Origin of the sequence: Rhodococcus pseudokoreensis (assembly GCF_017068395.1) — a bacterium.
Classification (GTDB): Bacteria; Actinomycetota; Actinomycetes; order Mycobacteriales; family Mycobacteriaceae; genus Rhodococcus_F; species Rhodococcus_F pseudokoreensis.
In genome coordinates this window covers 4202928-4225771 of record NZ_CP070619.1, presented here as the reverse complement: position 1 = coordinate 4225771, position 22844 = coordinate 4202928, and the positions used below count along the sequence as shown (strand labels likewise).

Here is a 22844-nt window from a genome sequence, read left to right as displayed (position 1 = left end):
TGAAGTCACCGGATGGGTGGGGAGCCGTCGGCTCGGTGTGGGTCGAACCGAACCACAACCGAACCCGGGCAAGCTGGTCGGTTTCCCGCCCAGAGGGAGATGGCTGGGAGTCGGTGTCCGCGAACATCGGGTGTGCCGGTCAGCGGGAGGGGCGCTCATTCTGGTTCGTCCGTGCCCCTAGCGTCGCTGGTGAGGATTGATCTCCAGCGAAAGGCATGCACTGTGAACGCCGCGAAAACACCGACCGCAGCCAACCCGCCCACGACCGTAGATGTTGTCGTCGTGGGTGCAGGCTTCGCGGGATTGTATGCGTTGCACAAGCTTCGGGGCGAGGGCCTGACGGTGCGGGTGTTCGAGGCCGGTGACGGTGTGGGCGGGGTGTGGTACTGGAACCGCTATCCAGGTGCGCGCTGCGATGTCGAGAGCGTCGACTATTCCTATTCCTTCGACGAGGACCTGCAGCGCGAGTGGGACTGGAGCGAGAAGTACGCCACCCAGCCGGAGATCCTGCGGTACGTGAATCATGTCGCTGACCGGTTCGATTTGCGGCGCGACATCGAGTTCGGCACTCGGGTCACCGATGTCGTTCTCGACGAACCCGCGATGCGGTGGGAAATCCGCACCGAAGCAGGCGATGTACTGTCCGCACGGTTCTGTGTACTCGCGGTCGGACCGCTGTCGAATGCGAACGTCCCGGCGATCGAGGGCCTGGAAAGCTTTGAGGGCGGGCTCTACCACACCGCGCACTGGCCTCACGAGGGCATCGATTTCACCGGCATGCGCGTCGGCGTGATCGGGACGGGGTCCTCTGGAATTCAGACGATCCCCCGTATCGCCGAGCAGGCTGCGCAGCTGCACGTGTTCCAGCGCACCCCCAACTACAGCGTGCCGGCCGGTAACGTGCCACTCGGCGACGCCGATCGTGCCGAACAGAAGGCGAATTACACGGAGCGTCGACGACTGTCGATGGCCGGGGGCGGTGGCTCGCCTCACGAACCCCACCCGAAGTCGGCGCTCGAGGTGTCCGAGGAGGAACGTCGGGCCGCGTACGAGAAGCGATGGCAGCTCGGTGGCGTGCTGTTCAGCAAGACGTTCCCGGATCAGTTGCTCACAATCGAGGCCAACGACACAGCACGCTTGTTCTGGGAGGACAAGGTGCGGGTGGTGATCGACGATCCCGAAGTGGCGGACCTGCTGATTCCGAAGGATCATCCGATCGGAACAAAACGTATCTGCACCGACGACAAATACTTCCAAACCTTCAACCGCGAAAATGTGAAGTTGGTGGATCTCCGGGCGGCGCCGATCGAGCGGATCGACTCGGCGGGCGTGCACACCACGGACAAGCACTACGCGCTCGATGCGCTCGTGCTCGCCACCGGATTCGACGCGATGACCGGGTCCGTGGAGAAGATGAACATCGTCGGCCGCGGAGGCCGAACGTTGAACCAGGAGTGGGCCGAAGGTCCCAAGACCTACCTAGGCCTGGGCATCGCGGGCTTTCCGAACCTGTTCAACCTGACCGGACCTGGCAGCCCGTCGGTACTCGCGAACATGGTGCTGCACTCGGAGTTACACGTGAACTGGGTGGCCGGCGCCATCGGATACCTCGATGCACACGGCGCGGTGGCGCTCGAGGCCCGTCGAGATGCGGTCGCCGACTGGGTCGAGGAGTGCGCGGACCGGGCGGCGGCCACCCTGATGCTGCACGCGAATTCGTGGCACGTGGGCGCGAACATACCCGGAAAGCCGCGGGTCTTCATGCCCTTCGTCGGTGGCTTCGGCGTATACGGCGAGATCATCGCCGAGGTCGCGGCGGCGGGTTACAAGGGGTTCGACGTCATCGAAGGGTGAGTCGGAAGCAAGTCCCGCCTCGAGGCTCGACGGCGGTGGAGGTGATCCGTCAACCCAAGGCGAGAACATCCGATGGATCGCCTGACGGCGTGTCGATCGGATGTTCTCGCCGTTCCTCAGGCCGTGACTGGGGAGTGGGTGGGGAGAGCGCCAGGGTGGTACTTGCTGTACACCTCGAGCCAGCGCTCGATCATGGCACCCATGCGGACCGGGTTGTAGATGTCCTCCTCGAAGGACCATTGCCGGTTTCCGCCGTAGATCAGCCGCGAGTAGCACGGCTCCTCATGGATGGAACCGTCACCGGGATCGGTCATTCGGCAGCGCCATTCCAGCACGACCAGGGCGCGTTCCTCGTCGATCATGTACCACGGGCACGGGTAGTACTGCACCTGCCCGCCGGGGAATCCGTCACGAACCTTCTTGTAGTACTGGAAGATCGCCTCCCGGCCGCGGAGTTCCTCGTCTCCGTCGTAGCCGAACCCGAGATCGCGGAAGACGGCGTCGTCGGTGTACCAGTTGGCCCAGGCTTCGATATCGCCGGAAACCCATGTCGTCGTGGAATCCTCGACGAAATCGAGCACGGCCTGCTCGATTTCGTCCTTGCTCCACCTTGGCGTGTCGGTCTCTGATGGCGGCTGCGGTTGTGACTGCGCAGCGGCGGTCTCGACGGGGCGGGAAGTTGTCATTGTGCAAGCTCCGTTTCGCGGGTGCGGAGACGCGGCTGGGTATCATCGGCACCCAGCGCGTGTGGGAACCATTCAGTCCGATCAACTGAGTGGGAATACCGACACTAGGATTGGCGTCACACCAGGTCAACGGTACGTTCCCTGTCATTGGGAGGAAGCGGTCATCGCACCGAGCCGACTCCCGAACCGGCCACGAACAGCGATATCCTGAGGGCACATCATCGAGAGGTGTCCGGATGGTGGAGGAAGATCCGCTCGAGACGCAGCGTGGCGTGTCCCACACCGTCACGGCGGAGTTGGGTGCGGCCGGTTTCGAGGACGCCCACGAACTCGGACGGGGCGGGTTCGGCGTCGTCTATCGCTGTGCGCAGAGTGCACTGGATCGCACCGTCGCGGTCAAAGTCCTCACCGCGGACCTGGACGAGGAGAACCAGGCACGCTTCTTCCGCGAGCAGCGGGTGATGGGCCGTCTGACCGGGCACCCGAACATCGTGGGCGTCCTGCATGTCGGCACCACCGACAGCGGTCACCCCTACATCGTGATGCAGTACCACGCGCAGGATTCGTTGGACGCGCGAATCCGACGCATCGGACCGGTTGGTTTGGGCGAAGCCCTTCGACTCGGTGTCAAGATGGCCGGGACGCTGGAGACCGCGCACCGGCTCGGCATTCTCCATCGAGACGTGAAGCCGGCGAACATCCTGCTCACCGACTACGGCGAACCGGCGCTCGCCGACTTCGGCATCGCCCACGTCGCGGGGGGATTCAAGACGGCCACCGGCACTGTCACCGGGTCGCCGGCGTTCACCGCCCCCGAGGTACTGAGAGGCGAGCCTGCGAGCCCCGCCTCGGACGTCTACAGTCTCGCCGCGACGTTGTTCTGCGCCGTCACCGCTCACGTCGCGTTCGAACGCCACGGCGACGAGCAGGTGATGGCGCAATTCCTGCGGATCACCACCAGGCCGATCCCGGACCTCCGTGATTACGGCATCCCCGAGGACGTGTGCGCAGTGGTCGAACGGGCCATGTCCGTCGATCCGCACGAGCGCCCCGCCACCGCCGCGGAGTTCGGAAACGAACTGCGACAGGCTCAGCAGCGCAACGGATTCCCCGTCGACGAGATGACCCTGCACCCCGAAACGGGAGCCGCACGGCACAAAGAGGGTCCGGTGAGCGCGCCCTCGCCCATCTCCAGTCCGGCATCCGGCAGGCCGCTACCGAGGGCAGGCCACGGAGCGCCGGGCTCGAAGGGGACTCTGCCGTTGGAGTTGACCAGTTTCGTCGGTCGCCGCAGCGAACTGACCGCGACGAAGCGCCTGCTTACCGAGTCCCGTCTCGTGACGTTGACCGGGGTCGGGGGTGTCGGGAAGACCCGTCTGGGACTGCGGGTGGCCGCGGACGTGCGTCGCGGGTTCGCCGACGGCGTGTGGCTGGTCGAGTTGGGAAACCTGCGGGACGGCGCGTTGCTGGCGGATGTGGTGGCCGCGGTCTTGGGGGTACGGGATCAGTCGGCACGAACGGTGCAGGATCTACTGGTCGACTTCCTCGCCACCCGGCGGTTGCTGCTCGTCCTCGACAACTGCGAACAGGTGGTGGACGCGGCCGCCCTCCTCGCCGAGACGCTGCTACGTGCGTGCCCCGACCTGAGGCTCCTCGCCACGAGCCGCGAACCTCTCGGTATCGGCGGGGAAGCGGTGCTGAGGGTTACCCCACTGGCAGTGCCCGACCCGGACCGCCGGCCGTCACTCTCCGGGCTGCCCCGGTACGACGCGGTGACGTTGTTCGCGCAACGCGCCGCCGCCTCGGTGCCGGGATTCGAGCTGAGCGAGGGCAACCAGGCTGCGGTCACCGGGATCTGTCATCGGCTGGACGGTCTCCCACTGCCGATCGAGTTGGCGGCGGCACGGTTGCGCGCGATGTCCGTCGAGCAGATTCTGCAACGACTGACCGACCGGTACACATTGCTGACCCTCGGCAACCGTGCTGCGCCGACCCGGCAACAGACCCTGCGGTTGTGCGTCGACTGGAGCCACGATCTCTGTACACCCCTCGAACAGCAAGTGTGGGCAAGGTTGTCGGTGTTCGCGGGAAGTTTCGAACTGGATGCAGCAGAAGGCATCTGCAGCGAAGGTTTGGGTCCAGGCGAGCTGCTCGACGCGGTGGCCTCGCTGGTCGACAAGTCGATCCTGATCCGGGAGGAGCAGGGCACTGTGGTGCGGTTCCGGTTGCTCGAGACCCTGCGCGACTACGGTCGCGAGAGGAGCACACAGACCGGCGAGCACCACTCACTGCGGAGGTGGCACCGAGACTGGTATCAGCAACTGGTGTTGGATGCGGAGGCCGAGTGGATCAGTTCACGGCAATTGGAGTGGATCGCCCGCCTCGCGAGGGAGCAACCGAATCTGCGTGAGGCGATGGAGCACTGTCTGTCCGACTCGGACGATGCCGGGCAAGAGGCCGGTCTGCGCATCGCCGCAGCCTTGTTCCCGTTCTGGCTCTCCCGCGGCGTGCTCAGTGAAGGACGCCGCTGGCTCGACGGCCTTCTGGCCCGCCGGCCAGGGCAACCGACCGCGGTACGAGTCGAAGCGCTGTTCGCCGACAGCGTCCTCGCCGAGGTGCAAGGCGACCTCCCGGCCGGCACCGCCCTGGTCGAGCAGGCGCGCGCTCTGGCCGAGCAGATCGACGACCCGCTGACCGGCGCGCTGATCGCCCACGCAGCCGGTGCCCTGTCGGTCTTCAGCGGCGACCTAAGACATGCGTGCTCACATCTCGAGGGTGCCCTCGAGGAGTTCCGGATCCGTGGCGACCTCCTTCGGCAGGTCGGGGTCCTGGAAACGCTGGGGTTGGCTTACGGCTTGCATGAGGAAACGCCCCGCGCCATCGCTTGCTATGAAGAAGTGCTCGCGATAACGGAAGCCCACGGCGAGTCGGTGTACCAGTCGTACTCGCTGTGGTCCCTGGGAGTTGCAGTGTTTCGGCAGGGTGATCTCGGTCGGGCGACCGCGCTGCTCGAACAGAGTCTTCGGCTGACCCGAGTAGTGGACAACCCTGTCAATGCCGCCACATGCATCGAGGCGCTGGCGTGGATCGCTGGGAACGAGCACAACGCACACCGCGCCGCAGTCCTGATGGGATCTGCTGCCGACCTGGGGCGTGCAGTGGGCAGTGCCGCGGTCGGGTTCCCCAACCTGCTCGTCCACCACGAGAATTGCGAGAGGGTGGCACGCGGTGCACTCGGTGAGCGAGCATTCGAGGCCGCCTACATGAAGGGCACTGCCCTGGGGTTCGACAACGCGATTGCGTTTGCACTAGGAGAGCAACCCCCGAACGCGGCGGCGCCCGGTGCAGGTACCTCGACAATCCTGACCAAGCGCGAACGGCAGGTCTCGGACCTCGTCGCCGAGGGCCTGACCAACAGGGCTATCGCCGCCAAACTCTTGATCTCGCAGCGCACCGCTCAAGGTCACGTCGAGAATATTCTCACCAAACTCGGGTTCACGTCGCGGGCGCAGATCGCCGCCTGGGTCGTGGAGCAGACACACGGACGACACAGCTGACCGATTCACGAGCGCGACGGCCGTGCCGGGAGTCTCAGACGCGCTCTCGTTGGGGATGCCAGGCCGCCACCGCCCAGATCACGACCGCGTCGAGCGCGATGAGGGTGATCGCCCACATCGGGTAGTACGGCAGCCACAGGAAGTTGACGACGATCGACAGCCCGCAGATCACGAACGCGGCGCCCCGGGCCCACGTCACCCCGGCGAGCAGGGCGACACCCGCCGCGGCGACCAGCGCCCCGAGCACGATGTGGGTCCACCCCCACGAGGTGACGTCGAATTCGTACGTGTAGCCGGCCTCGACGACGAATACTTCGTCCTTGGACACGGCGGACAGGCCCTGCAGGATCTCGAGCACACCGACGGTGACGAGGAGAACCGCGGCGCCCAGTTGCGGTGAGGTGCGGGCGGGACCCGCTGCCGGCGGCGTCGGATCCGCGATCGATGTCATCTTGCCCTCCGGTGAACTGGGAGATATTCGATTGGCACTCGAATTTCGGGGCGACGGAACACCTCCCACTCGGTGCACGATGGCCCGCTACCTCGAATTGTGCGCCTGTCCGGACCGAAACCGCAGCAGTTTTCTGGTGAGGAACGATTTCCGATTCGGTAACGAGGGCGATATCGGCGCGGTTCTGTTGGAAAATGGACTGATAGGACCGATCTCGGCCCTTCTCAGATGTGGCGGTTGCACCATGAAAGACATGGACGACATGGCCAGTGAACCCGTCGACGGACGCGACGCCGGCGGGGGTGCCCCCGCGGGCGCCCAGGCCATGACGGTGCGCGGCGCCGCGTTTCTCGGCGTCGGCTCGATGGTCGGAGCCGGCATCTTCGCCCTCCTCGGGGAAGCCGGGGCGGTGGCCGGCTCCGCGGTGTGGCTCTCATTCCTGCTGGCCGGAGTGGTGGCCACCTTGCAGGGTTACGCCATCGCGAAGTTGGGGGCGCGCTACCCGTCCTCGGGCGGCATCGTGACATTCCTGCTGCAGGGGTACGGCCGCGGGCACATCACCGCGATCACCTCATGGCTGCTCTACTTCGCGGCGCTCATCGTCACCGCCATGGTCGCCGTCTCGTTCGGGAGTTACGGCGCCGCACTGTTCTTCGACGATTCCGGCGTGTGGAGCCGCATCCTCACGTCCGCCGTGGTCGTGCTCGTGGCGGCGATCAACATCGCAGGCACCAAGTTCATCGACCGCGTCCAGACCGCGATCGTGGTGATCCTCCTCGCGGTGTTCGCCGTCTTCGTCGTCGTCACTCTCGCTCAACTCGACCCGAGCCTGCTGGCACCGTCCACCTACCCGCCGACGGTGGATATCGTCGGCAGCGTGGCGCTGACCTTCTTCGCCTACCTGGGCTTCACCGTCATCAGTTTCACCGGCGGCGACCTTCCCGACCCGAGCCGCAACCTGCCTCGCGCGATGTATCTGGCCTTGGGTGTCACGATCCTCCTGTACGTGCTGATCTCCCTCGGAGTCTTCGGAACCCTGACCGTGCAGGAGGTCGTCGACAACGGCGATACGGCCCTCGCCGTGGCGGCCCAACCTGCTCTCGGTGACGCCGGTTTCGCGATCATGGCCCTCGCGGCGCTGCTGGCCACCTCCTCCTCGGTCAACGCCAACGTCTACGCAGCGGCCGGCTCCACCGCCAAACTCGCCGAATCCGGAACCTTTCCACCGGTGTTCGGTAGTCGAGCATGGGTCGGGGGGACTCGCGGGTTGACCATCTCGGTCGCGCTGATCCTGCTCCTGGCGAACCTGGTGGATCTCACCGCCATCGCCTCCCTCGGCAGCGCCGTGGCGCTCGCAATCTTTCTCGTGACGTCGATCGCGGCCTACCGGCTCCGTCACGAAACGGATTCCCGCGCAGGCATCCTCGTCGCCGGAATCGTGTTGACCGTCGTTGTTCTCGTCGTCTTCGCCGTGCAGACGCTGCTGACCGCCCCGGAGACGTTCGCGGCGATGATCGGGATCGTGGTGCTGGCGGTAGCGCTCGAGTTGTTCTGGAGCGCAGTGCGCGCTCGCCGGGCGTCCCGCACGCAGTGAGGAGTGTGGGACGCAGACTCAGCGGCCGGGTGGGACGGGCAGAAACGGCCGGATCTCGTCGTCGCCGGGGCGGATGACCGCGGCATGGGACTCGGGCACCTCCTGCCAGAGGCCCTCGAGGTCGCGCAGCGGTTCGGACGCCACGAACCGGGTTTCGTCGCCCAACCGGTGGAGCACCTCGACCTCCGGGTGCAGGGCGCGCACCTTGTCCATCGCGGTGGAGAAGAACAGCGACCGCGACTGCTGTTCGGTCGAGTACCGGAACACCCAGAGGGAGACGCCGTCGGTGGTGGCGATCGTCGCCTGCACCGGGTTCTCGATCCCGTGCCGGGCGCCGACGTCCTCCACGAACCCGACGGCGCGGGCGACGGCGCTGAACGGGTCGTCGGTGAGCCCGAACGTCAGTGCCAGGAAGAACAGCGTCTCGGAATCGGTCGATCCGTCGATCTGCGGGTAGAGGCTCGGGTCGACGGCCAGGGTCAGATCGCGCTTCATCTCGGCGAATCCGCGCAGTGCACCGTTGTGCATCCACAGCCAGTTGCCGTGCCGGAAGGGATGACAGTTGCTGCGCTGCACCGGGGTTCCCGTCGCGGCCCGCACATGCGCGAACAGCAGCGGCGTCCGGATCTGGCGGGAGATCTCCTGCAGGTTGCGTTCGTTCCACGCGGGTTCGACGCACTTGAACAGGGCCGGGGTGGGGCCGTCTCCGTACCAGCCGATGCCGAACCCGTCACCGTTCGTGGTGGTCGCACCCATGCGGGAGTGCAAGCTCTGGTCGATCAGGGAATGGACCGGCCTGAACAGGAGGTCCTCGACGAGGACCGGATCGCCGGAGTATGCCATCCACCTGCACATCTTCTCATTCAAGCAGGTCGAGTCGGCTGATGTAGTGGCTTCCGTCATCGATCGGATTGTCGGGTGGGAGGTAGCCCTCGGCGACGCATCGGAAGCCGGCATTCTCCAGCGCCCGCCACGACGCCCGGTTGGGGACGACGACGGGGACGACGATCGCGGTGGCGTCCGGTAGGTCGGCGCGGCACTTGTCGACGAACGCCCGGATCATCGCGGTTCCCAGACCCTGGCCGATCCGCCCGGGGTCGCCGACGAAGTAGTCGATGGAGATGCTGCCCGGTGGGATCTCGACGAGGGCGGTGAGGAGTGCGAGGTCCTCGGGATAGTCGGCGATCCGGTAGCGCTGGATGAAGCCGAACGGCACGCCGCCTCGCAGCACGAGGAAGTCCTCGCAGGGTTCGGTGCCGTCGATGCTGCCGCCGAAATCGCGCTCGATGTCCGCGTCCGCGGTGTCGTGGTTCCAGAACCGCGCGACGTGCGGTTCGCGGAGCCATCGTTGCAGTTGAGGGAAGGATTCGCGGCTAGTGTGGACGAACTCGAAGGAGACTGCGTCGGCGCTCACGGTAGGGAAATTAGCACCACCCGAGTCGATTCAACTTCGGTATCGAAAACGAGATTTTTTGACTTGGACATGTATCGACCGTCCCTCTAGCGTGATTCCTATGACTCAGGTCACGCTTCCGGATCGGGGCGTGATCGGAGTCCCCCAACTTCGTCACCCACCCGAATCCAGAGAGAGGAGTCACCGATGACCCTCCCCCTCGCCGTCTCGCCGGCAGTCGACAGCGCGGTCTCCAAGATCTTCCGCCGTGTCGTGCCGCTGTTCATCGTGATGTTGATCTGCAACCAGCTCAACCGCTCGAATATCGGCTACGCCCAGACCCACCTCGAAGCGGATGTGGGCATCGGCGCCGCGGCGTACGGATTCGGCGCGGGTGTCTTCTTCATCGCCTACGCGATTTTCGAACTGCCGTCGAACGTGCTCATGGAGAAGTTCGGCGCCAAGGTGTGGCTCACCCGCATCATGATCTCGTGGGGCCTGGTGTCCGCGGCCATGGCGTTCGTCAACGGCCCCGAGATGTTCTACGCCCTGCGATTCCTGCTCGGTGTCGCCGAGGCCGGCTTCTTCCCGGCCATCATCTTCTACTTCACCCGCTGGCTGCCGAACAACCACCGCAGCCGCGCCACCGCCCTGTTCATCGCCGGTTCCTCGATCGCGGCCGCCATCTCCGGCCCGATGTCCGGACCGCTGCTGTCCCTCGACGGACTCGGCGGGCACCACGGCTGGCAGTGGATGTTCGCCCTGGAGGGCCTGCTGTCCGTGGTCGTCGGGTGCGTCGCCTACCGCCTGCTCGATTCGAAGATCGACGACGCGAAGTGGCTCACCGCCCCGGAGAAGCACGACCTGCAGGCCGTCATCGCCGAGGAGGACGTGCTGCGCAGCGAGGCGTCCGCGAAGCGCGGCGAGTCGGGTTCGCGCTGGAAGCTGCTCCTGCAGCCGCGGATCCTGGTGTGCTGCGGCATCTTCTTCGCGATCACCATGGCGATCTACGCCAACACGTTCTGGCTGCCGTCGATCATCCGCCGCATCCCGGGCACCACCGACGTCACCGTCGGGCTGCTGTCCTCGCTCCCGTGGATCTGCGCGATCTTCGCGATGTACTTCTCCAACCGCTCCGCCGACCGCACCGGCCGGCACAAGCCGTACCTCGTGGCCGCTCTGCTCATCGGCGGTATCGGCACGATGGCCGCTGCGTTCGTCACGCCCTGGCTGGCCCTGCCGCTGCTGTGCGTCGCGACGATGGGGTTCAAGAGCGCGAGCCCGCTGTTCTGGTCCATTCCGCAGCGCACGCTGCACCCGATGGTGCTGGCACCGGCGATCGCGATCATCAACTCGCTCGGCAACCTGGGTGGCTTCGTGGCCCCGTTCGGCTTCGGTGTCATCAAGGAGCAGACCGGCACGGTGACGATGGGCCTGATCGTGCTGTCGCTCTTCGCCCTGGCCGCCGCCGCGGCGGTGACGTACTTCCGGCGCGACAAGGAAGACATCGACGAGGTCGCGAACGTCCCAGAGGCGGCGTCCGACGACACCCTGGCCACCAAATGACCCGTCACCGGACCATACGAAACGCAGACGAGAATTCGAGGATCGCATCATGACAGCAACGGTGAACCGGACCGACGTGACCGGACAGATGATCATCGCGGGCAACCCCGTGCAGGGTTCCGGCACGACCATCCACGGCATCGACCCCGCCACCGGCCACCAGCTCGAGCCCGGCTTCGCGCACGGTGACGACCGGGACGTCGACGCCGCCTGCGCCGCCGCCGCCGAGGCGTTCGCGCCGTACCGCGCCACGACGTCCGAGGAGCGCGCCCGGTTCCTCGAGACGATCGCCGACAACATCGAGGCGCTCGGCGAGACGCTGATCGCCCGGGTGTGCGCCGAATCCGGACTTCCCCAGGGCCGCGTCACCGGCGAGGTCGGACGCACCTCCGGACAGCTGCGGCTGTTCGCCGGCGTCCTGCGCGACGGCGGCTGGAACGGTGCCCGCATCGATCCCGCGCAGCCCGACCGCACCCCGCTGCCGCGTGCCGACATCCGGCAGCGGAAGGTCCCGCTCGGACCGGTCGCCGTGTTCGGTGCCAGCAACTTCCCCCTCGCGTTCTCCGTCGCCGGCGGCGACACCGCCTCCGCACTGGCGGCGGGCTGCCCCGTCGTCGTGAAGGCCCACGACGCGCACCCCGGCACGTCCGAACTCGTCGGCCGCGCCATCGCCGACGCCGTCGCGAGCACCGGCATGCCTGCGGGAACGTTCTCCCTGCTGTTCGGCTCGGGCCGCGGGCTCGGCACCGCGCTGGTCACGGATCCGCGCATCAAGGCCGTCGGCTTCACCGGATCCCGTTCCGGTGGAACCGCTCTGGTCGCAGCCGCCGCGGGACGCCCGGAACCGATCCCGGTGTACGCGGAGATGAGTTCGATCAACCCGGTGTTCCTCCTCGAGAACGCGCTCACCACCCGCGGCGCCGAACTCGGTCGCGCCTTCGTCGGGTCGCTGACCCTCGGTTCCGGACAGTTCTGCACCAACCCCGGTCTCGTCATCGCCGTCGACGGTCCCGGACTCACCTCGTTCGTCGAGTCCGCACGTGCCGCGGTCGCCGAGAGCACGCCCACCCCGATGCTCACCCCGAACATCGCCGGCTGCTACGCCGACGGCGTCACCGCGCTCAGCGGGGCCGCGACCGTGGAGGCTCGCGGCACCGAAACCGACGCACCCAACACCGGCCGGGCAGCGCTGTTCAGCGCCGACGCCGACACGTTCCTGGGCTCGGAGGTGTTGCAGCAGGAGGTGTTCGGCTCGTCCAGCCTGATCGTCCGCTGCCGCGACGCCGAGCAGGTGCGCGCCGTGGCGGCGAAGCTGGAAGGCCAGCTGACCGCGACCGTCCACGTCGACGACGCCGATCTCGACGAGGCGGGCCGCCTGCTGCCCGTCCTCGAGCTCAAGGCCGGGCGAATCCTGTTCAACGGCTGGCCCACCGGGGTCGAGGTCGGTCACGCGATGGTGCACGGTGGTCCGCACCCCGCGACGTCCGATTCGCGCACCACGTCCGTGGGTTCGCTGGCGATCGAACGCTTCCTGCGTCCCGTTGCCTACCAGGATGTTCCGAGCTCGCTGCTCCCCGCCGCCATCGCCGACGGCAACCCCGACCAGTTGTGGCGTCGCATCGACGGCCGACTCACCCAAGCCTGATTTTTCCCTCGTGAAGGAGTTTCCCATGCTCGACGGCGTCCTGTTCTTCCCCGTCACCCCGTTCACAGCATCCGGCGACGTCGACTACGACCGGCTCGCCGAGCACGTCGCCAAGGGCGTCGATGCCGGCCCCGGAGGCGTCTTCATCGCCTGCGGCACAGGCGAATTCCATGCCCTCGGGCTGGAGGAGTTCGGCAAGATCGTCGCCAAGGCCACCGAGGTCGTCGCCGGACGGGTCCCCGTCTTCGCCGGCGCAGGCGGTTCCGTGCAGCAGGCCAAGGAGTTCGCCGCCAGCGCGAAGGCCAACGGCGCCGACGGCATCCTGCTGCTCCCGCCGTACCTGGTGACAATGCCGCAGGCCGGGCTGGTGGAGTACACCCGCGCGGTCGCCGACACCACCGACCTGCCGCTCGTCGTGTACAACCGCGGCAACGCCCGCTTCGACGAGGCGGCCGCCGTGGAGGTCGCACAGTTCCCGACCGTCATCGGTTTCAAGGACGGCACCGGCGATCTCGACAAGGTGGGCCGCATCGTCCGTGCGGTGAAGGACGCGCTCGCCCCGTCCGGCAAGCAGTTCCTGTTCTTCAACGGCATGCCCACCGCCGAGGTCACGCAGCAGGCGTACCGCGCGATCGGTGTCACGCTGTACTCGTCCGCCACGTTCGCCTTCGCACCGGAACTCGCGCTCGGCTTCTACGACGCCCTCGAATCCGGCAACCAGGAACTCACCGACGCACTGCTCCGCGACTTCTTCCACCCCCTGGTGCGCCTGCGCGACCAGGTGCCCGGATACGCGGTGTCGCTGATCAAGTCGGGTGTCGCGATGGAGGGTATCGACGCCGGGCCCGTGCGGCCGCCGCTCGTCGCGACGAGCGAGGTGCACGTGCGTGAGCTCACTCGGATCACCGCAGCCGGCCGCGCCGTTCTCGCCGACGCTCTCGCGGTGCAGGCGGCGGTCTGATGACTGCCGCACCGATCCGGATCACCGGCGCGCGGATCACGCCCGTCGCGTTCGTCGATCCGCCGCTCCTCAACACCGTCGGCGTGCACCAGCCGTATGCGCTGCGCGCGATCATCCAACTCGACACGGACGGCGGCCTCGTCGGACTCGGTGAAACCTACGCCGACACGGCCCACCTGCTCCGGCTCGAGGCGGCCGCCGAGGCGATCGTCGGGCTGGACGTGTTCGCGCTCAACGCGATCCGCGCCGCGATCGACGAAAAGATCGCCACGCTGACCGTCACGGGTGGCGACGGCGTCGCGGGCATGATCACCACGGCCAGCACCACCGACCGCGTGTTCTCCCCGTTCGAGGTGGCGTGCCTCGACGTGCAGGGCAAGGCGCTCGGCAGGCCGGTGTCGGATCTTCTCGGCGGCAAGGTGCGCGACGCCGTCCCGTTCAGCGCCTACCTGTTCTACAAGTGGGCCGGGCACCCCGGCGCCGAGCACGACGAATGGGGCGAGGCCGTCGACCCGGACGGTCTGGTCCGCCAGGCGCAGAAGATGATCGGTGAGTACGGCTTCGAGGCCATCAAGGTCAAGGGCGGCGTGTTCTCCCCGGACGAGGAGATCGCCGGCATCAAGGCGCTCCGGGCCGCGTTCCCCGACCTGCCGCTGCGCCTCGACCCCAACGCCGCGTGGACCGTCGACACGTCGATCAGGGTGGCGTCGGAACTCGACGGCATCGTCGAATACCTCGAGGACCCCACACCCGGTCTCGACGGCATGGCCGAGGTCGCGCGTGAGGCGAAGATGCCGCTGGCCACGAACATGTGCGTCGTCGCGTTCGATCAGCTCAAGCCTGCGGTGCTGAAGGATTCGGTGCAGGTCGTGCTGTCGGATCACCACTACTGGGGTGGCCTGCAGCGGTCGCGGCTGCTCGCCGGGGTCTGCGACAACTTCGGCCTGGGCCTGTCGATGCACTCGAACTCGCATCTCGGGATCAGCCTGGCCGCGATGGTGCACCTCGCAGGCGCCACCCCGAACCTCACGTACGCGTGTGACACGCACTGGCCGTGGAAGACCGAGGACGTCGTCAAGCCCGGTGTGCTGAAGTTCGTCGACGGCGCGGTCGCGGTGCCGACGACGCCGGGCCTCGGTGTCGAGATCGACGAGGACGCCCTCGCCGCGCTGCACCAGCAGTACCTCGACTGCGGGGTGCGCGACCGCGACGACACGGGGTACATGAAGTCGGTGGATCCCACGTTCGAGAACACCTGCCCGCGCTGGTAGCCGGAGCACCGGAAGGCGCCGACCGCCCACGCGGTCGGCGCCTTCCGCGTGGGCTACATTGAGTTCCACCTCGAGGCAAAGGAGTGGATCGAATGTTCTCCCTCGCACGGCTGTCGTGTTTCATCGCCGTCGCGGAGGAACTGCATTTCGGTCGCGCCGCGGAGCGCCTGCACATGACGCAGCCGCCGCTGAGCCGTCAGATCCAGCAACTCGAAAGCGAACTCGGGGTGCAGTTGATCGACCGCACCAGCCGATCCGTCACGCTCACCGCCGCCGGGGCGGCGTTCCTGCCCGACGCCCGGCGCATTCTGAGTCTGTCGGAGAGTGCCGCCCTGACGGTGCGCCGGGTGCCTGCCGGTGATCTCGGCACCGTCGTCGTCGGATTCACCGGTGCGTCCGCGCACGCGGTGCTGCCGAGGTTGCTCGAGGCCGCACGCGACCGGCTGCCGGACGTGAAAATCGTTCTGCGGGAGATGGTCACGTCGGTGCAGATCGAATCGCTGATCAGCGGTGAACTGGACCTCGGGCTGATCCGCCCCATCCTCACCCGGCCCGGCATCGACACCCGCCCCATCCACCACGAACGCCTCGTCGCCGCGTTGCCCGCGGGGCACCCCCTCGCCGACGCCGACCAGTTGGCGGTGGAGGATTTCGACGACCAACCCGTCGTCATGTATTCGCCCGTCGATGCCCGGTATTTCCACGAACTGCTCATCAGCACGTTCACGATCGTCGGGGCCTCCCCGCGCTACGTCCAGTACGTCACGCAGGTGCACACCATGCTGGTGCTCGTCCGGTCCGGGCTCGGCATGGCCCTCGTCCCGGAGTCCGCGCAGACGATGCACCCGGAAGGGGTCGTGTTCCGGCCCGTCTCCGCGATCCGCGACCGGCCCGTCCAGATGAACGCCGCCTGGCGCTCGGACAGCCGGAACCCCGCGCTGCGCAGGCTCATGGAGGACGTCTTGCCGCAGCGGGAATGGGAATGAGGACGCGCGCTCAGAGCGTGAGCTTGCACGTCTGACCGATGTCGAGCACCCGCAGCACCCGGCCCGTTCCCAGCCACAACGCGCACGACAACGCCAGGTCGGTCAGGATCTCGTCGGTGAAGTGCTCGTGGCACCGCGCCCAGAAGTCCTCGTCCTCGCGCAGCGCCGTGTGATCGGTGGCGAACCGGTGCGCGAACTCCGCCGCCGTCCGCTCCTCCGCGCTGTACCCGGGCCACGACTCCCACTCGAGGACGTGATCGTAGAAGTGCTCGTCGATGCCCGCGTCGGCGCCACTGCGGTCGCGGGTGCCGAGGCATACCGCGCACTCGTTGGCCTCCGCGACCGCCATCCGCGCGATCTCCCGCACCCGTAACGGTAACCGGTTCCGGTTGTATACCGCGTCCGTGAAGGCGCCGAGCGCGCCACCCAGTTCGGGTGAGATCGACAGCCAACCTGCCACGTCATCGTCACTGTAGCTACCTACTCGACTCATCCCCGAATGCTACAGCGAGAGCCGTCGCGGGCGATAGATCTGACACGTGTTCTATGTGCTGGCAGGCGGTGCGGCGAGGTCGGCCAAGTGCTGCAGCGAGTTGGTGAGATGCTCGGGACCGAACGGCGGGAAATGGAGGTACTCCCGGATGCGCTGCGGCACCGGCGACCAGTCGTAGGTGAGCGTGATCGCGGTTTCGGACGGGCCGAGCGGCACGAGGTCGTAGCGCCAGCTCCAGCCGCCGAACTCGAGGTGGCCGTCGTCCTTCTCCTCTCCGGTGCGCCAGCCGATGGCGCGCGGTGGGTCGAGAACCTGGATTTGGTTGGCCACCCGGTAGCTCCCGTTCGGATGGTTGGGGTGGTACATGTCCATCCGGAAGATCTGCCCCACCTCGGTCAGCGGCGCCCGGTCGGCGGCTTCCTGCACCCAGCCGGTGCCGTCGATTGCCGAATGGGTTCTCGGGTCGGTCAGCACCGCGAACACCGTGGCGGCGGGCACGGCGACGGTCAGGGTGGCGCTCACATTCTCCTGGTCCACGATGGGCACGCTCCTCGACGCCTCGGGCCTCCCGCGGATACGGAAGGGCCGTTCACTCCATGTTGACTACCCGGCGGCGCGGAATTCATCGGTCCGTATCCATTTCGCAGTCAAAGTGCCTGTAGGCGTGAGTAACACCTGCATCCGAATTGCGCTGCTCGGGTCGCCCCGGCGGCCTTAGGTGCTTATGCTCCTGAGCAGGTTCGCCGAACGAAGAGGTGCACGATGGGCGACACAAGCGATGACAGGTCGGAGCCCGGTCCCGAGCTGACCGTCGGCACGCGGGTGCTGGTCCGCAGGAAGGCCGAGGCCGACGCGACCGGTGAGGTCGTCGAGGACTACGCGGCACTCACCGAGCCGGGTGGCGCCGGGCACGAGTGGGCGCCGGCGCATCGGTGGGCGATCGCACTCGACGACGGTCGCCTCGTCTTCGCCGACACGGACGAGGTGACCGTCGATCCCAGCCCTCGATCCGGTCGGCGCGGGACGCACCGTCGTGAGAGTTCCGACGAGTAGTCAGACCCAGGACACGGTGTCGGCCGGGTCGAGGCGGGGGAGCCGATCGAACCACGGGTTCTCGCCCGGGTGTCCGATGTTGACGACGAGAATGGAACGGAAGCGGCCGTCGGGGAAGAACTCGGCGTCGATTCCGGCGGCGTCGAAGCCGGCCATCGGGCCTGCGGCCAGGCCGAGGGATCGGACGGCGAGGATGAAGTAGCCGGCCTGCAGGGCGCCGTTGAAATCGCCCGTTCGCTCGCGCATCGTCGCGTCGCCTTCGAAGACGTCGCGCAACTCCGGCCGGAACGGCAGCAACGCCGGGATGTGGTCGTGGAACTGGGTGTCGACGGCCAGGATGGCGACCGCGGGCGCCGACTCGGTCTTCGCCTTGTTGCCCTCGCTCATGTGCGGCAGCAGTCGCGCGCGACCCTCGTCGGTCCGGGCGAACACGATCCGCAGGGGCTGGGTGTTCGCCGCGGTCGGAGCCCACTTCGCGAGGTCCCAGATCTGGGCGAGCTCCTCGTCGGTGACCGGGGTGGACGCGAAGCTGTTGGCCGTGCGTGCCTCGCTGAACAGCAGCGCGCGACCCGCTTCATCCAGCTCCGGTCGCGTCTGTACGTCTGAGCTCATGGTTTTCCCTCTCGGCGACTAGCAACAAAAGTGTTACTAGTAAAAAACTAGTTGACAGTGGGATGCTAGCACCTTGCTAAGGTCGAGGTATGAGCTCAGGCGTCGAACAGCACGATCCGCGCGCGTGCGACGGCGCGCTCGCGAAGGCGTTCACGTTCCTGGGCAAGCGCTGGAACGGCGTCATTCTGGCGACGCTGATGTCGGGCCCGGCGACATTCTCCGGGCTGCGACGAGCGGTCGGGAGCATCAGCGATTCGGTGCTCTCCGACCGTCTCGTCGAACTGGCCGGGGCCGGTCTGGTGACGCGGGAAGTCTGCGAGGGACCGCCCGTCTCGGTCACATATCAGCTGACCGAGGCCGGCCAGTCACTGATGCCGGTCCTCGACGAACTCGCGGACTGGGCGAGGACGCACCTCACGCTGCAGTGACCGGCAAGTCTCGTCAGGGTTCGCGCGTGGAGTCGCCGAGCGCGGGTCGGGTCCATGTCTGTTGCGAGCCGGTGTCTTTCGCCACGAGGCCGAGCTCGCGCAACTTGGCGATCGTCATCATGGTGTTGAACATGGGGTTCGGATTCGCACCCGCTACACCCAGCGCCTGGGATCGCGCGATGAATGCGTGAACGAACGCCGGTAGGTCGTCGATGCGATCGGCGAGCAGTGCCTGTGCAGCGCCGTCGAGCGCCGAAGCCTGATCGAGCAGCGTCGACAGGCGCTCGGCTGCGGCCGGGCGATCGAACACCTCGAACGCGTGGCCCTCGGTGACGACGTCGACAGCGCCGGTCTCGACCAGCGTCAGAGCCAGGGCGGCCGCGGCGAAGATATTCATCTGGTTGGCGTCGTGCATCGCGCCGCACGGTCCGTTCGGTTCGTCGGACAGGTGCAGCAACCGTGCCCCGGGGAGGTGGACGACGACCTGGCCGGCGCAGTGGCCGTGGGTGCGGATGACCTGAACGGCACCGTCGCCGAACGACCAGCCCGACACGTGTTGAGAGCCGATGACGAGGTGCTCGAGCGGGAGTTCCTCGTACGTCCGGGTGATATAGGTGACGGGAACGTAGGGCCGGTACATGGCGAGGAGCCGACGTGCTGCGTCAGCGGGATCCTCGAACCCCGGCACCAGGCCGGACACACGTTCGAGACTCGTGATCCAGTAGGGGAGCCCTCGATCGCGGTACTGGCTCGCGTCGTGCGCGCTGACGAAATGCTGCACGTTCGAGCGGTCGAGTCCGACGCCGAGGTCGTCGACGATGTCGTTGTTCCCGACATGGTCGGGGTGACCGTGGGTGGTGACCAGCAGGATCTTCGACCACGGAGCGAGGTCGTCGGCGGCGGATCGGATCGCGTCGCGGAAAGCGGTGGTCACCCCGGTGTCGACGAGCACCAGGAGATCGCCGGCTCGGTGAACGATCGCGTTGCCCACGTCCGGTTGGTGCGCGGCCATGTCGAGAGGCTGACCCACGATCATGCGCGTCCGAGCGTCGATCTCGATCTGTTCGCCGAGTGCCACTCGTTCGTTCTAGCACGCCACCCGCCGCGCTGTCTCCCTCCGAGAATCCGATCACTGACTAGCAACAAAAGTGGTACTAGTAAAAAACTAGTTGACAGTCGGATGCTAGCACCTTGCTGAGGTCGAGGTATGAGCTCAGGCGTCGAACAGCACGATCCGCGCGCGTGCGACGGCGCGCTCGCGAAGGCGTTCACGTTCCTGGGCAAGCGCTGGAACGGCGTCATTCTGGCGACGCTGATGTCGGGCCCGGCGACATTCTCCGGGCTGCGACGAGCGGTCGGGAGCATCAGCGATTCGGTGCTCTCCGACCGTCTCGTCGAACTGGCCGGGGCCGGTTTGGTGACGCGCGAAGTCTGCGAGGGACCGCCCGTCTCGGTCACGTATCAGCTGACCGAGGCAGACCAGTCCCTGATGCCGGTCCTCGACGAACTGGCGGACTGGGCGAGGACGCACCTCACGCTGCAGTGACGCGACCGCTCAGGCATGGTGGAGCGCGTGGGGCGTGATCCGCCGCAAGCGTGCCCGGGTGCCGGACGGCTGCTGTTGTTTCTCGTCCTCGTCTTTTCCGCTGTCCGGTTCGGCGTCGACGGTGGATTCCGCCGGGTGGTCGTGCCCGCGATGGCCGATTCTCTTCACCCCGGCGACCAGGTGCCCGCCGCCGGATACGACGTTCGCGCGGCGTGAGCGGAGGCGGTCGCGGAACGAAGCGATGTGCTCGCTGGTGGCCTCGGCTTCGGCCTTGGCCGCCGTGACGTCGAGCAGTTCGCCCCGAACCGAGTCGCCGAGTTCCGTGATGTCCGGAGACGAAGCGAGGAGTTCGGATCCCTGGGTGAGCAGCTCCTGTGGCCCACTGGGGGATCGCCCGCCCGCCCCGGCGAGTTTCACGGCCATCTTCAACTGGTGTGTGCGCCCGAGCAGGTATCCCGCGCCGACCGCGGCCCCCAACTCGACCTTGGTTTTAGTTTTCATGAATTTCATGATCGAACCTACTTGCTGTGTGTCGTCGCCACGCGCTGCGTCGACGGCAGCAATATGGCGCGTCGGTGCGCGCGAGGCGTATATACCGCGACTACCCCGGTTCCCCGGCACCCAACCGGAACGGGCCGCGGTTGCCCCTCAGATCTGCCGTAATCCGCCTCCCCGGCCGCCCATACTGGAAACAGCGTTCCGCGCAAGATTCGAGCAGGTCGAGGTTCGAGACAGCGATGGGAGAGCGGGGTGGCACGGACATTCTCGAGGCGGCGGCTGGTCGCCGTGCTGGCGGTCCTGACGACGGGACTGGTGGGATGCGGTGAATCGGACGACGCACCGGTTCTGCCCGATGCACAGCTCACCGACACGATTCCGACGGCGATGGAGCGCGCCGCGGTTCCCGGGGCGATCGTCGGTGTTTGGCAGGACGGCGCCGTACCCTACGTGCAGGCGTTCGGGGTACGCGACACCACCACCGGCGACCCCATGACGCCGGACCTGTTCATGCGCGTCGGCAGCCTCACCAAGACCTTCACCACCACTGCCGTGCTGCAGCTGGTCGACGAGGAAAAGGTCGGCCTCGACGATCCGATCGACAGGTATGTGCCCGACGTTCCCAACGGCGAGGCGATCACCCTCCGGCAGTTGGCGGCCATGCGCAGTGGGCTCTTCGACTACTCCGAGGTGGTGATTCCGGCGCTCCCGAGTGAGCCGGAGCGCCAATGGACACCCCAGGAACTGCTCGCGATCAGCTTCAGCCGTCCACCCCTCTTCGCGCCGGGAACCTCGTTCGACTACTCCAACACCAACACCCTCCTCCTTGGTCTCGTGGTCGAGAAGGCATCCGGCCTGCCGCTGAACTCTTACATCGCCGAGCGCATCACGGAACCCGAGAATCTCGACGACACCTCGGTCCCCACCACTGTGGCCATCCCGTCACCGCACGCCCAGGGCTACTCCAAAACCGCCGACGGCGCGACGGTGGACGCGACCGACTGGAACCCGTCGTGGGGATTCGGCGCGGGCAATATGATTTCCACGCTCGACGATCTGGGCGTGTGGGTGCGCGACTTGGCCGAAGGAACGTTGCTCTCACCGGCCACCCAGCACGAACGGGAGCAGTTCCAGCCGGCGCCGTCGGAAGGAACGGGTTCGCTGTACGGACTCGGGGTCGAATACCAGAACGGCTGGATCGGCCACAACGGGAACATCGCGGGCTACCAGACCTACGCCTATTACCTTCCCCCCGAGGCCAAGACCGTGGTGGTGCTGGTCAATTCGAACGCCGACCCGCTTGGCGTGTGGAACTTCTTCTCGGAGATCGTGAACATCGTCAGCCCCGACCACCCATGGCCGGCGCCGCCGTCGTAGGAGATCCGACGAGGCGGGGGACGGGTACCGCAGACACGGCTGCGCCGTCGGGCACCTCGACTGCCCGACGGCGCCGAACCCGGCCGCTAGGTGTTGTCCGCCGTCCGCGCGGTGTGATTGCGGGCTTCGACGGCCGCGACGGTCTTGTCGAACGCCTTGCCCAGGACGCGTGTGCCGAAGACTCCGAGCACGGCCCCCAGCGCTCGTCCTTTGAGATTCTTGCCGTCACGGACCACGACGGCGTCGATGTCGGTGGTCCCGTCGGGTCGCGGAGTGAAGGTGTAGACGTGGCCCGACGCGCCGCCCCACAGGTTGGAGTCGGTGGTTGTCATGACGACACGGTGGGGATCGGTCCAGTCGTACTGCAGGCGTTCCCAGGCTCCGCCCGAGCCTTCGGTGACGTCGGCATGATCGGTGCCGAGTTCGTGCACCTGAAGGTAGGCGTCGGCGCTGTTGCCGAAGAGCGCCTCGCGGCCGGGCCCGAAGTCGGTGAGTGCGTCGAGGAATTGTTCCGGGGTTGCGGTGGTGGTCTGGTGGAGATGGATCGTGGACATGACGTCCTCCTGGGTTGGGTGTGAGCGATGAGGGATTGACCGATGGACGGCGAAGCGGATGGCTAGACGGGCAGCTCCGTCCCGGCCTGCTCGGCGACCATGTAGGCGGCGTACCAAAGGGGCCAGTTCGGATCCTCTGCGCCGGTGCGCTTCTCGTGTTCGCCGTGAGCGATCGCTGCGCGAATCAGCGCATCGGTCAGGTCGGTGCTGCTGCTGAAAGTTGTTGCGGCGGAGTGGGTGATCTGGTGGAGCCGTGTGGTGCTCATGATATTTCCCGATCCGGAGTGCCGCGGACCCAGCGTCTGCGGCTGATCGAACG

The 22844-nt window shown here is 66.9% G+C and carries 23 protein-coding genes; 12 read left to right on the top strand and 11 right to left on the bottom strand.

Annotated features, from left to right (window positions below; genetic code table 11):
• Positions 1-222: 222 nt before the first annotated feature.
• The gene (locus JWS13_RS24535) at positions 223-1854 is read left to right on the top strand and encodes a flavin-containing monooxygenase (RefSeq protein WP_241032286.1); all 1632 of its coding nucleotides are present in this window, start codon (positions 223-225) and stop codon (positions 1852-1854) included.
• Between the two features lie 116 nt (positions 1855-1970).
• Here JWS13_RS24535 and JWS13_RS24530 read toward each other — a convergent pair whose 3' ends face one another.
• On the bottom strand, positions 1971-2540 hold the full coding sequence (locus JWS13_RS24530; RefSeq protein ID WP_206007998.1) for a nuclear transport factor 2 family protein: 570 nt from the start codon (positions 2538-2540) through the stop codon (positions 1971-1973).
• 236 nt (positions 2541-2776) lie between these two features.
• Between JWS13_RS24530 and JWS13_RS24525 the strand changes: the two genes are divergently transcribed.
• Entirely contained in the window at positions 2777-6097 is a 3321-nt protein-coding gene (locus JWS13_RS24525; protein WP_206007997.1) for a protein kinase domain-containing protein, read from the top strand.
• A gap of 34 nt (positions 6098-6131) precedes the next feature.
• Here the strand turns inward: JWS13_RS24525 and JWS13_RS24520 are convergent, their stop codons facing one another.
• On the bottom strand, positions 6132-6548 hold the full coding sequence (locus JWS13_RS24520) for a DUF7144 family membrane protein (RefSeq protein WP_206007996.1): 417 nt from the start codon (positions 6546-6548) through the stop codon (positions 6132-6134).
• Between the two features lie 253 nt (positions 6549-6801).
• Here JWS13_RS24520 and JWS13_RS24515 point away from each other — a divergent pair, with 253 nt between their 5' ends.
• Complete coding sequence (locus JWS13_RS24515; protein ID WP_241032285.1) at positions 6802-8142, top strand: APC family permease; 1341 nt, start codon at positions 6802-6804, stop codon at positions 8140-8142.
• A gap of 18 nt (positions 8143-8160) precedes the next feature.
• On the opposite strand, the gene JWS13_RS24510 is transcribed toward JWS13_RS24515, so the two are convergent.
• Together JWS13_RS24510 and JWS13_RS24505 are read right to left on the bottom strand one after the other, a co-directional pair.
• Complete coding sequence (locus JWS13_RS24510; protein ID WP_206007994.1) at positions 8161-8985, bottom strand: class II glutamine amidotransferase; 825 nt, start codon at positions 8983-8985, stop codon at positions 8161-8163.
• Positions 8986-9001: 16 nt separating this feature from the next.
• Positions 9002-9556, bottom strand: coding sequence for a GNAT family N-acetyltransferase (locus JWS13_RS24505; protein ID WP_206007993.1), 555 nt, complete (start codon positions 9554-9556; stop codon positions 9002-9004).
• A 186-nt stretch (positions 9557-9742) separates the two neighbouring features.
• Between JWS13_RS24505 and JWS13_RS24500 the strand changes: the two genes are divergently transcribed.
• The 5 genes from JWS13_RS24500 (at position 9743) to JWS13_RS24480 (ending at position 15964) form a co-directional block, all read left to right on the top strand.
• Positions 9743-11101 carry an MFS transporter gene (locus JWS13_RS24500; RefSeq protein ID WP_206007992.1) on the top strand — a complete coding sequence of 453 codons (1359 nt, stop codon included), beginning with the start codon at positions 9743-9745 and terminating at the stop codon, positions 11099-11101.
• 49 nt (positions 11102-11150) lie between these two features.
• Positions 11151-12746 (top strand): aldehyde dehydrogenase (NADP(+)), encoded by a 1596-nt coding sequence (locus tag JWS13_RS24495; protein ID WP_206007991.1) that lies wholly within the window; start codon positions 11151-11153, stop codon positions 12744-12746.
• 25 nt (positions 12747-12771) lie between these two features.
• Positions 12772-13707 carry a 5-dehydro-4-deoxyglucarate dehydratase gene (locus JWS13_RS24490; protein ID WP_206007990.1) on the top strand — a complete coding sequence of 312 codons (936 nt, stop codon included), beginning with the start codon at positions 12772-12774 and terminating at the stop codon, positions 13705-13707.
• Positions 13707-14978: a glucarate dehydratase family protein gene (locus tag JWS13_RS24485; RefSeq protein ID WP_206007989.1), complete on the top strand. Its 1272-nt coding sequence runs from the start codon at positions 13707-13709 to the stop codon at positions 14976-14978. The genes JWS13_RS24490 and JWS13_RS24485 overlap by 1 nt, the downstream gene beginning before the upstream one ends.
• Positions 14979-15070: 92 nt before the next feature.
• Positions 15071-15964: a LysR family transcriptional regulator gene (locus tag JWS13_RS24480; protein ID WP_124391830.1), complete on the top strand. Its 894-nt coding sequence runs from the start codon at positions 15071-15073 to the stop codon at positions 15962-15964.
• Between the two features lie 10 nt (positions 15965-15974).
• Here the strand turns inward: JWS13_RS24480 and JWS13_RS24475 are convergent, their stop codons facing one another.
• A complete protein-coding gene (locus JWS13_RS24475) occupies positions 15975-16457 on the bottom strand; it encodes a carboxymuconolactone decarboxylase family protein (RefSeq protein WP_012690837.1) in 483 nt (160 codons plus the stop codon).
• Positions 16458-16508: 51 nt separating this feature from the next.
• A complete protein-coding gene (locus JWS13_RS24470; protein ID WP_206007988.1) occupies positions 16509-16994 on the bottom strand; it encodes an SRPBCC family protein in 486 nt (161 codons plus the stop codon).
• 225 nt (positions 16995-17219) lie between these two features.
• Between JWS13_RS24470 and JWS13_RS24465 the strand changes: the two genes are divergently transcribed.
• Positions 17220-17510, top strand: coding sequence for a hypothetical protein (locus JWS13_RS24465; protein WP_087556743.1), 291 nt, complete (start codon positions 17220-17222; stop codon positions 17508-17510).
• Here JWS13_RS24465 and JWS13_RS24460 read toward each other — a convergent pair whose 3' ends face one another.
• Entirely contained in the window at positions 17511-18122 is a 612-nt protein-coding gene (locus JWS13_RS24460) for a malonic semialdehyde reductase (protein WP_206007987.1), read from the bottom strand.
• Positions 18123-18211: 89 nt separating this feature from the next.
• Here JWS13_RS24460 and JWS13_RS24455 point away from each other — a divergent pair, with 89 nt between their 5' ends.
• On the top strand, positions 18212-18550 hold the full coding sequence (locus JWS13_RS24455) for a winged helix-turn-helix transcriptional regulator (protein WP_206007986.1): 339 nt from the start codon (positions 18212-18214) through the stop codon (positions 18548-18550).
• Positions 18551-18563: 13 nt separating this feature from the next.
• On the opposite strand, the gene JWS13_RS24450 is transcribed toward JWS13_RS24455, so the two are convergent.
• Positions 18564-19628 (bottom strand): MBL fold metallo-hydrolase, encoded by a 1065-nt coding sequence (locus JWS13_RS24450; RefSeq protein ID WP_206007985.1) that lies wholly within the window; start codon positions 19626-19628, stop codon positions 18564-18566.
• Between the two features lie 129 nt (positions 19629-19757).
• Here JWS13_RS24450 and JWS13_RS24445 point away from each other — a divergent pair, with 129 nt between their 5' ends.
• Positions 19758-20096, top strand: coding sequence for a winged helix-turn-helix transcriptional regulator (locus JWS13_RS24445; protein ID WP_206007984.1), 339 nt, complete (start codon positions 19758-19760; stop codon positions 20094-20096).
• A gap of 9 nt (positions 20097-20105) precedes the next feature.
• Here the strand turns inward: JWS13_RS24445 and JWS13_RS24440 are convergent, their stop codons facing one another.
• Positions 20106-20597, bottom strand: a complete 492-nt coding sequence (locus JWS13_RS24440; protein ID WP_241032284.1) for a hypothetical protein — start codon at positions 20595-20597, stop codon at positions 20106-20108.
• Positions 20598-20846: 249 nt separating this feature from the next.
• Here JWS13_RS24440 and JWS13_RS24435 point away from each other — a divergent pair, with 249 nt between their 5' ends.
• Positions 20847-21971: a serine hydrolase domain-containing protein gene (locus JWS13_RS24435; protein ID WP_206007982.1), complete on the top strand. Its 1125-nt coding sequence runs from the start codon at positions 20847-20849 to the stop codon at positions 21969-21971.
• 86 nt (positions 21972-22057) lie between these two features.
• On the opposite strand, the gene JWS13_RS24430 is transcribed toward JWS13_RS24435, so the two are convergent.
• Positions 22058-22525, bottom strand: coding sequence for a hypothetical protein (locus JWS13_RS24430; RefSeq protein WP_206007981.1), 468 nt, complete (start codon positions 22523-22525; stop codon positions 22058-22060).
• Between the two features lie 62 nt (positions 22526-22587).
• On the bottom strand, positions 22588-22791 hold the full coding sequence (locus tag JWS13_RS24425) for a glyoxalase (protein ID WP_206007980.1): 204 nt from the start codon (positions 22789-22791) through the stop codon (positions 22588-22590).
• Positions 22792-22844: the final 53 nt, after the last annotated feature.